The organism is Paucibacter hankyongi, from assembly GCF_037482915.1.
In the GTDB taxonomy this organism is placed as follows: domain Bacteria; phylum Pseudomonadota; class Gammaproteobacteria; order Burkholderiales; family Burkholderiaceae_C; genus Paucibacter_A; species Paucibacter_A hankyongi.
In genome coordinates, this window is the sequence record NZ_JBBHJX010000002.1 from 109500 (window position 1) to 120844 (window position 11345).

General features: G+C 63.5%; 5 protein-coding genes. 1 reads left to right on the plus strand and 4 read right to left on the minus strand.

What is annotated here, in order from left to right:
• Nucleotides 1-71: 71 nt before the first annotated feature.
• From ubiA to WG899_RS03975, 4 genes are all read right to left on the minus strand, one after another.
• The gene (ubiA, locus tag WG899_RS03960; RefSeq protein ID WP_339594322.1) at nucleotides 72-965 is read right to left on the minus strand and encodes a 4-hydroxybenzoate octaprenyltransferase; all 894 of its coding nucleotides are present in this window, start codon (nucleotides 963-965) and stop codon (nucleotides 72-74) included.
• 134 nt (nucleotides 966-1099) lie between these two features.
• Nucleotides 1100-2002 carry a PEP-CTERM sorting domain-containing protein gene (locus WG899_RS03965; protein ID WP_339594323.1) on the minus strand — a complete coding sequence of 301 codons (903 nt, stop codon included), beginning with the start codon at nucleotides 2000-2002 and terminating at the stop codon, nucleotides 1100-1102.
• A gap of 466 nt (nucleotides 2003-2468) precedes the next feature.
• Nucleotides 2469-4901, minus strand: a complete 2433-nt coding sequence (locus tag WG899_RS03970; protein WP_339594324.1) for an Ig-like domain-containing protein — start codon at nucleotides 4899-4901, stop codon at nucleotides 2469-2471.
• Between the two features lie 172 nt (nucleotides 4902-5073).
• On the minus strand, nucleotides 5074-7890 hold the full coding sequence (locus WG899_RS03975) for a CHAT domain-containing tetratricopeptide repeat protein (protein ID WP_339594325.1): 2817 nt from the start codon (nucleotides 7888-7890) through the stop codon (nucleotides 5074-5076).
• A 265-nt stretch (nucleotides 7891-8155) separates the two neighbouring features.
• Between WG899_RS03975 and WG899_RS03980 the strand changes: the two genes are divergently transcribed.
• The gene (locus tag WG899_RS03980) at nucleotides 8156-11227 is read left to right on the plus strand and encodes a CHAT domain-containing tetratricopeptide repeat protein (RefSeq protein ID WP_339594326.1); all 3072 of its coding nucleotides are present in this window, start codon (nucleotides 8156-8158) and stop codon (nucleotides 11225-11227) included.
• Nucleotides 11228-11345 lie beyond the last annotated feature (118 nt).

The following is an 11345-nucleotide window of genomic DNA, read 5'->3' on the forward strand; positions in this document are numbered from 1 at the left end:
ATGGTCGAGTCGGTCAGTTGCGTTGGCGTGACAAGCGCGCGCGAAATGAAACTGACTGGGGCATTGCCCCTTCAGCGAAGCAGCAAGTCCAAGGCAGTACCGACGAAAACCGCAAAGCCTAACCAGTGGTTTTCACGGAAGGCCCTGAAGCAGCCATCGCGGCTGCGGTCCTTGATCAAGCGGTAGTGCCAGACGACTTGGGCCGCGGCCACGCCAATGCCGAGCAAAAAGACGAGCCCCAGGCCTAGGCGCAGCCCTAAGGCCGTCCAGAGGCCCAGATAGATCGCATAAAAGGCCATCACGCCGAGCACATCAAAGCGGCCCAGCGTCAGCGCCGAGGTTTTGATGCCGATGCGGATGTCGTCGTCGCGGTCGACCATGGCGTACTCGGTGTCATAGGCCAGCACCCAAAACAGATTCGCCACCAGCAGCGCCCAGGCCGACAGCGGCACCGCCGCTTTGATGGCGCCTAAGCTCCACTCCGTGCCGCCCAGTGCCGCCGAGAAAGCCATCGGGATACCGAAGCTAAAGGCCACACCCAGCACCGCCTGCGGCATGTTCACAACGCGTTTGGCATAGGGGTAGAGCAGGGTGACCGCGAGCGCCGCAACGGACAGCAAAATCGTCGGCGGATTGGTCGTCAGCACCAGGACAAAGGCCAGCAAGGCAAGACCTGCCCCCAGCAGCAGCGCCTCTTTCACTGAGACGGCACCGCTGGTGACCGGCCGATTGGCCGTGCGTTTGACGTGCTTGTCGAAGTCTCGATCGGCCACATCATTGACGCAGCAACCGGCCGAGCGCATCAAGACCGTGCCCAAGGTAAACACGATCAGCAGATGCCAACCGGGGAAGCCATCGGCGGCGATCCACAGCGCACACAAGGTCGGCCAGAGCAAAAGCAACCAGCCGGCGGGGCGGTCCCAGCGGATCAGGTTCAGATAGGAGGCGAGGCGGGGAGACGACATGGCGGCAGTTTAGCCAGCCTTTGCCGCCCGGGCCGCCCTACAAGCCGCGCCCAACCGGGCCATCGGATGGCCACAGCGCCTTCAGGCGCGCATCTTGGCGCAGCCGAACCAAGCGTCAGCCGCGGGAGCTTGGCTCAGTGCTTGCTGTCCGTGCTCACTTTGCGGCGCCGGCGCGTCGTCAGCACCAAACCAGCCAAGGCCGAACTGGCCAGCAACAAGGACGCCGGCTCGGGCACCGCGGCGGCTTTTTCCACCATCACGTCAAAGCTGATCGAGTTGAGCTTGAACTGCCCGGCCGTGGCCTGTACGTCGACCCCCAAGATCCCGTCGCCGCGCACGTCCAGCAAGGCCGCCGCATCGAAACTCAGGCTGGTGTCCAACGCGCCATAGATCGCGCTATAGGTGTCCCGCTGTTGGGCATATCTTTTGTCGTAGATGCAGTTGTTACGCGAGTCGCGGGCCTTGCAAAAAGTATTTTCATATTGCGCGCCGCCATAGTTTCCGACGGAGCTGCTGCGGCTCTCCGCGACATCGCTGGCGCTGCTGTCGCCGATCAATAGTTTCATGCTGTCCGCGACCAGATCCTCGTGTTTGATGTCTCGGTAATGGGTGGAAATAGTGTCCTGGATGCTGTACTGAGCAGTCCTAGATCCCGCGTCCCTGCAAGGCCCTTCACCTTGATAGGAGTTCCACCATGAACCGCAGTTGTTGGAGTCCGGCGCGTAATAGGAATACTGCACCTGGTGACTGGTTTGCCCTGTGACCTGATAGCCGCTGTACACCGTCGCTGTGGCCGCGCCATATTGGCTGTCCGAGAAACCATGCAGCGTGGCGTTGCCCGAGACGATGTCCTTGGATCCATAGCCCTTGCCGGACAAAAAGCTGCCCAAATCGAAGTTCAGGCTGACGCTATTGCGATCCAGCGCGTTGCTGAGTTGGAAGGTCTGACTGAGCAGCACCGGAGCGGCGAACACCGGCGTGCTCGCGATGCAGCCGGCGGCGACGAACGCCAGGCTGAGACGATTCTTGCGTTGCATGGGACTCTTCCTCTATCGGTTGGCGTCGCACGGCAAATGAGCGTGCAGATCGGCCTCGCAGTGTCAGTGCGGGGGCCACCCAATAGAGCTTTGTCATCCCTGGGGAATTTCCAATCGCGTGATATGCGCACGAGAAGTGCAGCATTTCTAAACCGTTATTTAGTTGGTGCAAGGCGAACCCACACCACAGCCGAGGCAAGACCTGCCTCCAAGGCCAAAGCATCTTTCACTTCGACCGCGCCACTGGCCCAGGGCGCCCGGCGAGTTGGCGGTGCGTTTGACGGGTATGTCAAAACATCGGTCGGCCGCCTCTTTGACGTAGCAGCCGGAGGCTAGGTGCCAGCGGGTCAGGTTCAGGTGGGAGTCGAAGCGGGAAGGCGACATGGCGGCATGTTTAGCAGCCTTTGCCGCTCGACTTCCAAGCTCCCAGCTCCACGTTCCACGACGGGCGCTCGCGCCCCTTCGCTCAGCGAATCCCCACCTTGACCGAGAAGGTGCCCGAGTCCACCCGGGGTTCGATGGCCGTGGCGACCTTGGTCCAGGTGCCGGTCCAAATCAGCCCGGTCAGCGTGCCGGTGAAGGTGTAGCCGTAGTCGTTCGGGCCGTCGATCAAACTGATGCTGTTGGCGCTGCCGGACTCACGCAGCAGTGGGCCGCCTTGCTGCACCTTGGGCGTGATGCTGCCGTTGGTGCCGAAGCAGGTGGCGGTATTGGCCTGCGACCAGGTACAGGGCTCCATGCTGCCGTTGACACCATGGAAGTCGAAGTCGCCGCCGGTGATCTTGCCTTGCGAGTCCAAGGTGAAGTTCACGCGCAAGGGGTACTTCTCACCCTTGACGCTGAGGAACTGGCCCACGCTGGCGGCGCCTCCGCTGCTGTTGGCACTGGTGTCGGTGTAGACCGCCACGCGCCAGGGAATGGTGATGCTGCCATTGCTCGCGGATTGTTGACTTTCCAGGACCGTCAAATTGGCACCTTGACGCGCCAGCAGCTTCCATTCGCGAATCGAAGAAGTACCGCGCAACATGCGCAGGTTTCCGTCAGGCTTGATGCTCCAACTGAGCGCTTGGTTGCTTTCAACTCCATTGAATACATTGAGGGTCAAGCCTGTACCGCCGGCTCGGAACTCGAAGCCGAATTTGTCTGAGCTACTGGGATTGAGGCGGCTGTACCAGCGCTTGTAAAGGCCCGCGTCTGCAATGAAGCCTTGTGGCGAATCCATGCGAGTAGCCAGCGTTGGGAGCGCACGTTGCGGCAGGCCCTTGCTGTAGTCGGTCGCCATTAGCAACACCAGATCGCCGGGCAGGTTCTCGCGCAGCATCGAGTAGCGGCGCTCGGCGCCGTTGGGGTAAAAGGTCACCAACTGGCCGTCAACAATCGACCAGGTCAAGTTCACGCCGCTGAGTAGCAGCGTTGCGGTGCCGGCGCCGTTGATGACCATGATGTCGGCCGTGTTGCCCTGGCCGTATTCCTTCAACTCCGACTCGACGAAGATGCCGGGAAATCGAGCACCCACCGGGAAGTCGGATGCCTGCGTCGGCGCGAGGCTGCGCAGGTCCTGACTGCTCGCCGGGTAGGCGAAGCTCCAGTCATCGCTCAGTACCTTGCCCTTGTTGCTGCCGCTGACGACTTCCTGCCGGTTGTGAAGACTCACCAAGACCTGGCCTTTTTGCGGGCCGCCGGCCAGTTGTTTGAAGCGGGCCCCCACAGTGTCGAGGCGAACTTCGTACTGTTGACCGGTGGCGTCGGGTTCGGCTGAGAAGCTGCTCTGGCTGAAGGGTGTCAGCAGGGTCAGCTCGATTTCTCCCGCCTTGGCGGTCCACTTGGCTTCGCGGGTGCCGCTGCTGTTGATGATGGTTGCGCTGCCGTCTGGACGGTAGTCCACCCGTTGCAGGGCGCTGCGGCCCAACTCGGCCACAAAATAGAGTTGGCTCTGCGCCTCCTTGGGCGCAAAGACTTGGCCTTGGTTGGTGCCGGGGCCTGCCAGTACTTCGCCACGCGTGGCCTCATAGACCGGCAGGGCCTGTTGCGTCTTCAAAAAGGCCGCCAGCGCCGCTGCCGAACCTGGGTTGGCCACCAGCGCTGCCGTGTCGGCCACGCCCGCTGGCAGGGCCACGCCCTTGTCCACCACCAATTTGATGGCCGTGGCCAGCTCAATCAAGCGATCGCCAGAAACCGCGGCGCTGAGCTCTTCGAGCTTGGCCAGGGTGGAGGGCGCTTGGCTGCCATTGTTTTCCTTGACCAAGGCTGCCAGCGCAGTGGAATAATGCGTCACTTGCGTGGAGGATGCCTGGGCCGGTGACAGCTGCCCGTCCTTGTCTGCCAACTTGCCCAGGGCTGCCATGTCCCCCAGCAGGCTGGTCAACTTGACCGCGCTTTGCGTGCCCACACCGCTGGCGCTGAGCTGAACGGAGTCGCTCAAGCTGTCGGTCTGCACCGGTAGTGAATAGGCGCCTTGCGCATCCGCCGTGGCGGTGAAGGTCTTGCTGCCGACGTTAGCGGTGACGACGGCGTTAGCAATCGGGCCGTCGCTGACCACGCCCTTCAAGAGCAGCGCTGCATTGATTTTCAGGTTCACCGCCGCCGTGGCTTTGCTGCCGTCTTCACCCTGGGCGGTGTAGGTAAAGGTGTCGCTGCCGACATAGCCCGCGGTTGGTGTGTATTCAATCTCACTGCCAATGATCTTGGCCGTGCCGTTGGCTGGTTTGCTAACCTCGGACAGGCTGAGTGCGCCACGACTGGCGCTGTCGTTGGCCAACACCTTCAGGCTGCTGGCTTTGTTCCAACTCAGGGTTGCCTCGTCAACCGCCAAGTTCAACACCACGGCGCCAGGCTTGGGTGGCTCGGGCGTGGACCCGCCTCCACCTCCGCATGCGGACAAGGCGAGGGCAAGTGGCAACAAAGGCCAACTCTTTGATTGACGGAACATGGCTCCCCTTTCGGATTCAGTGCTTGATGCCGAGGAAGAGCGAGCTGCGACAGATTTGTCAGGTCACTTCTTTGAGGGTTTTCGCGGGGGTATCTGGCTGAGCATGTCGGGCTCCCTTGACGTCAGTGCGGGGACTTGGTCATTAGGCGCCGTACAGCACGAAGCCGGCCCAATGGCGGGGCTGGCGTAGGCGCGGGTCGGGATGGCGCAGGAAGTAGCGCTTGGTTTCGGCCAGCGCTTGGGTGTGCGTTTCGCCGCGCCGTACACGTGAGAAAAAGTGACTGACGAAGAGGGCGGTTTCACGATCGGCCACCGGCCAGAGTGTGGCCAGCGTATTCGCATTGCCGGCCACAAAGAGCGCGTAAGACAGACCGACCAAACCATCGCCACTGACAACGCTGCCTCGCGCGGTCTCGCAGGCCGAGAGTGCAACGAGTTCGCTGTTCAGGCGCAGCGCCAACCATTCAGGCACTGAGACAAAGCCATCTCGCGCGGTCTCTGTTCCCTCGGGCTTGAGAACCAGGCTGGAGAACTCGGGCCGATTCGGGTCAAAGTAGCCATGCGCACTGAAAAGCAGGTAGCGATAGCGCTCCAACTCGCCGCTGGCCGACAGGCCGCGCAGCGAGGTTTCGGTGGCCGCATCGCCACTGATCTGGCGCACATCCTTGGGCAGGAACAAGGCGCTCACCCGGTCCATTTCCAGTTGCGCAAAGGGCAGGCGCGGCCAGTGCAGCGCGGTCAGCGCAGCGACACTGTCCTGCGCTGTTTGGCCGACGCGCAATGGGCTGTAGCGGCTGCGGCCGCGTGCGGCACTACCGTCTTCGGCCAGTGGATAGTTGGGCGCGCCAAAAGCCAGCAGACTGGAACTTTCGTCCTTGCTTGCAGCCCGCGCCGCCAGGCGTTGTTGGACTTTTTGCAAGACCGCCAGGCTGTGCACCTGCTGGGTTTGAATCTTCAAACCCCAAGGCTTGCCGTTTGGTCCCGGCAAAGCATCCCAGGGCAGTTGCCATAGCGGGCCGTCGGGTGATAGCAAGAGCTCGGCGTCTGGGGGAAGGTGGGGGTTCAAAGGCTGGATCAAACGCTGCGCCAATGCAGCCGCTTGCTTGCGAGCGGCCGCATGGTTGCGTAACTCGCCGGCCGCGGTCATCCGCATGGCCTCGACGTCGTTATCCAAGTTCTCGATCACGCCCAAGTCGAGCCAAAGCAACTCACCCGAAGGCGCCAGCAGGGCGGCTCGCACATGGTGCTGTCCATCCACCATGAAACTCACGTAGCGCTGCTTGGGCCCCAGCAGACGTGCGCCCGCCTGGGCGTCCACAAGCACCGGATGGGTCAGCTGGGCAAAACGTGAAAACTGAGTCGCAAATTTTTCTCGTAGTTGATGCAGCTCGCGGCTGAGCGCGTTGGCGCGGTTCAATAGCTGTGAGCGCTCTTCAGTGGCAGCGCCGCGAGCCAGCATGGCGCTGACTTCAGCCAGCTGCGCCTGCTTTTGGCGTAGCGACTCGGCATCGGCGGGCGGCAGCTCGGCCAAGGCTGCGGCATCGCCTTGGGCCATTTGATCCACCAACACGCGTGCCTTCACAGTCTCGCTCAGCCTGAAGGCTTCTTGGGCATGCTGGGTTTTGTTGCTGCTCAACAGCAGGCCGATCAACTGCTGATAGCCATCCAGGACGCTTCGCAACCAGTCTCGCTTGTGCGCGGCCGTCAGTTCATTGACATGCAGGCCTTGGGTCTCCAGCAGTTGGACCAAGCCGCGCAAGGTGTCAATGGCGGCGGCGTGATCGCCGAGGCCGGCCTGCGATTGGGCTAAGCCGATCAGGCTTGCTCGGCCATTCTTCGCACCCGACATGCCCAAGGCCGCGTGGCCTTGGCTGGCGGTCAACCAATGCGCTTGGGCTTGCGCCCAAGCCCCCTGTTTGGCGAGCGCCTGGCCCCACAGAATATGGGCCCGCAAGGCATAGGGGTTGAGTTGCTGGCCAATGCTGTCGAAATCCGCAATCAGCTGCGCCAGCAGCTCAAGGCCTTGCTCAGTCTTGCCTGTGTCGATCAGACCGGCCGCAAAGTTCACACGGGTCAGCTGCGCGTGGGGGTGGCGCGGGCCGAGCGTGCGTTGCGCGCTCGCGTCGGCTTGTTCGAAGCTCAGCAATGCGGCAGCCATGTCACCGCGCTCGCGTTGCATGGTGGCGTAGCTGGACAAGGCCAAGGCGGTGTCTCCGTGTTCGGCCCCCAAGGTTTGCAAGCGGCCCTGCCAAGCGCCTCGTGCCATCGGCTCGGCTTCATCCAATCGACCCACTTCCAACAAGGCCACCGAGTAATTGGCTTGGGCGCTTAGCGTGTTGGCATGCAAAGGACCTTGCACCTTCGCTTGGGTGCGGTAGGCGAGCTCGTGGATGCGCAGCGCTTCTTGCCATTCGCCCAGCCAAGCCAAGGTCGCCCCCAAGGTCATCATGGTGCTGAGCGTGATCGGGTTCTGCGGCCCCAGCACGCGCTCCTGGCGGGCCAGCAAAGCCAGGCCCTCGGTCTTAGTCAGCTGCAACTGGCCGAGGTAAGCCAGGGAGACCAGTCGCATCGCGCCATCTTCTAGCGTGCGCGGATCATCCGCTCCATGCACGGCGGTACGCAGGGCCAAGGCTTGATCGCGCAAGGCCAGGGCTTCGGCCGGCAGGCCCAACTCGGTGAGCGTCCCGCTGTGCAGCGCGAGTAGTTCAATGCTGCGCGGGTCGCGTTCCCCCCAGTCCTTTAAGGCCTGCGCGTGCGCACGCTGGGCCAGCGCGCGCGCTTCGGCCGGCTTGCCGATGTCCATCAGCCGGATGATCTCTGTCTCGTCGCCCGGGGCGGGCTCTGGGGTCTGCGTCGTTTGTGGCGGGCTCTGCGAGCTTGTGGGCTGCTCTGTGCCCTGTGCTTGCGCCAGGTTCGTGCCGCAGACCATGGCGGCTGCCAGTGCACAGCCCCATGCCACGGGGCCGAGGCTCCATCTTGTTGGATCGTTTGTCCGCTGCTTTTTCATTCTTCCCCCTGCTTGAAGCGGCAGGAATGATGCCACGCGGGGCGCGAGGACTTGCAGGGCTAAATTCTGTTGTCGCTGATGTCCTGTGGAAGCTGCCTGTGCAAGCAAGGGAACCGGCACAGCAAGACGGGTTGGCACCCGCCGCATCAGGCATGTCCCGATGCCAAAGTCGCTATGTCGAGGCCAGAATCCGGCACCCAGCGCAGAGGAGCCTGTCGTGCCTGTTGAAAAGATGAAAAAGAAAAAAACCGTGAATGCCCGCGTCAGACAGATCGCTTGGGGCGTGGCCGGGCTGGTGTCGCTGCTGGTGGGTGGGCAGAGTGCTGCGGCTGAGCTAGCGGCGGCGGCAGCAGCAACGGCAATGCCGGCGCCGGACTCGGCATCGCTGTCCGACGAGGACCGCATCAACCTCCTCCTTGACGAAGGCAAGCCCGAGGAAGCTTTGCTGCTGAATCAACAAGCGCTGAACCGGGCCCGGCAGGACTGGGGTGAACGCGATGTGCGCACGCTGGAACTGTTGAGCTTGCTGGGCTCGGTTTACAGCGATTTGGGGCGTTATGCCGAAAGCCTTGACGTGCGCGAGCGCTTGCTGGGCTTGCGCATTGAAGTCCAAGGCCCCGAGCATCTCAAGACCCTGACGGATGCGGGCAATCGGTTGGTTTCCTTGATGTACCTGGGCCGCTTTCATGAAGCGAAACGGGAGGGCGCGAAGCTGTTGGAGGTTCAGCTACGGGTCTTGGGCGAGCGTCATCCTTTAACGCTGGTGGGTTTGCAGAACCAGGCGGTGCTGCTCTCGAGGCTGGCCGAGTGGTCACAGGCCATGCGTTTGTATGAACAGGTTCTGCGTTTGCAAACGGAGCTCTTGGGCCCCAAGCATCCCGACAGGATCACGGTGCTGGCCAACTATGCGATCAGCCTGATGGAAGTCGGGCGGGTTGAAGAGGCTGAAGTGTTGGCGAGGCAGGTCTTGCAGTTGCGTACAGAGGTGCTTGGCCCGGCCCATGCCGATACGGCCATGGCGATGAGCAACCTAGCTGTTGTTTTGCGCCTCATGGGCCGCACGGAGGAGTCCGAGCAGCGCTTTGTCGAGTCGGCGCAACTGACCCGGCGGGCCTTGGGCGACGACCATCCCTTGTCGCTGCGCCAAACCAGCAAGGAGGCGGCCAGCCTGGTTGAGATGGGCAAGACCGATGCGGCGATCCGACTGCTGACCGAGGTGATCGCCGCTTTCGAGCACAAGGGTCAAGCCGAGCATGTCCATTGTCTGAATGCCCGGCAAATGTTGGGCCGCGCGCTGGGAGCAGCGGGGCGATGGGCCGAGGCCGAGGCTGCGTTTCGCCGCGCCAGCCAAGGCTTTGACCGCTTGGGAGACAAGGCCAGCAGCGAGGCCGTGGCCAGCCACTTTGGCTGGGCGCAGGCGCAAGCCAAGCTGGGCGATGTGGCTGGCGCCATCGCTCGCTTGCAAGCGCTGAGTGCGACCTTGGAGTCGCAGCGCGAGCAAATGGTCGAGCTGAGTGAGAGTGCGCGTCGCCAGTGGTTGTTGCGTTATGTGGGCATTCATCAAGAACTGCTCAGCCAAATGCTGGCCACCGGTCAGGTCGAGGCCGCTTTCAACCTCAGCGAGGCCGCCAAGGCGCGCGTCTTGTTGGAGCAGATGGCGCAGGGCGAGGCGGCGGCTCGGGCCGACTTGCCGCCGCAACAGGCGACCGAGTTGCTGGCCTTGCAAGAGCAGTTGGCGCAGGCTGCCGCGCCCTTGGCCAACCTGGGCGAAGCCGGCGAACGCCAGGCCTTGCAGGCGCGCGTCAACGCGCTCAGCCGCGAGTTGGCGCAACTGCAGACGCGGCTTGCCACCGAGTCGCCCCGTTATGCGCAGCTGGCCCGCCCGGTGCTGGCGCGTGCTGCTGACGCGCAGCGGCTGCTTCAAGCAGGCTCGGTGTTCCTCAGCTATGTGCGGATGCCGGGTCAGCGGGTGCGCGCGGTCACGGTCGACGCCAATGCCCAGGTGCGCTGGCACGATCTTGGTGTGCTGCCCGGCCTGGAGCACAGCATCGATGCCTTGCGGGCGGCGCTGGTCGGCGCGCCCGAGGGGCAAGCGATCTGGCGTTGGCAGCAGGCGGGGCAGCCGCGCTGGCGCAGCATCAGCGGCACGGCCATTTGCAGCGCCGCAGACATGCGCATCCTTGCGGGGGAATCGCTCGCGGCGGCCCAGTCGGTGGCGAACTTGGGCCTGGCCAGCGCCGCGGCCGCCCCTGAGTGTGTGCCGCCCGGCGCGGTGCGGGTGGCGCCGCGCGAGGCGCGGCAAGACATCGTGGCTGCCTTGTCAGACTTTCTGCTCGCGCCTTTGCGCAAGCAGGGCGGCGAGCCCAAGACCCGTCGCTTGCTGATCGCACCCGATGGGCCGCTTTGGTTGCTGCCCTGGGATCTGCTGAAACTGGACGGCAGGCCTTTGGCCCAGGCCGTGCAGGTGCAACAGGTGCACAGCTTATCGGTGCTGCAAATGGTGCAGCAGCGGTTGGCCGCTCGCAGCGGCGCCGATTCCGCGCGACTGCTGGCCTTTGGCAACCCGAGCTACCCACAAACTGCGCAGGCAAGCGGGGCCGACGCCGGCACGCCGCGCTCCGGCCGCCCTTACGCTTTGCGCAGCAGCCCCTTGCGTGCCGGGCAGAGCCCGCAGGAAGCCGGTGTGGCCTTGAGCAGCCTGAGCTGGCCGCGGCTGCCCTTTGCCCAGTTCGAAATGGACCAGGTCGGTCGCCTGTTCAAACCCGCGCAGGTGACTCAGGTCAGCGGCGACGCCGCCACCGAAACGCGCTTGCGTGAGCTATCGGCCAGCGGTGAGCTGGCGAAGTACCGCTATCTGCTCTTCAGTGCCCACGGCTACTTCGATCCTGTGCGGCCCGAGTTCTCCAGCCTGGTGCTCAAGCCCGATGGCGAGGACGTGCGGCACGACGGCTTCGTCTCGCTCGCCGAGTGGTTGCCGCTGCGTCTGAACAGTGATCTGGTGGTGCTTTCAGCCTGCGAAACCGCGCGTGGCCGCGAGCTCAATGGCGAGGGCTTGTTGGGTCTGTCCTACGCCCTCTTTGTGGCTGGCAACGCCAACACGGTCGCCACCTTGTGGCCGGTGGCCGACCGCGAAACCGCGCTCTTGGTCAGCCGCTTCTTTGCCCATGTGCATCGCGGCCTGAAGCCAGCGCAGGCCTTGGCTCGCACCAAGCGAGAGTTCATCAGCCACCCGAATGCCCGCCTGCGGGACCCTCGGCATTGGGCGGCGTTTGTGCTTTATGGGGCTTGAGCGCCGGTGGCTGGTGGCACTATCCAGCGGCTGACCATAGCAGCGGCGAGTATGGCCGCTGACACACTCACGTCCCAATAAATGAACCTGCCCCCGTTTTCTTCCGAGTTAGCTGCCA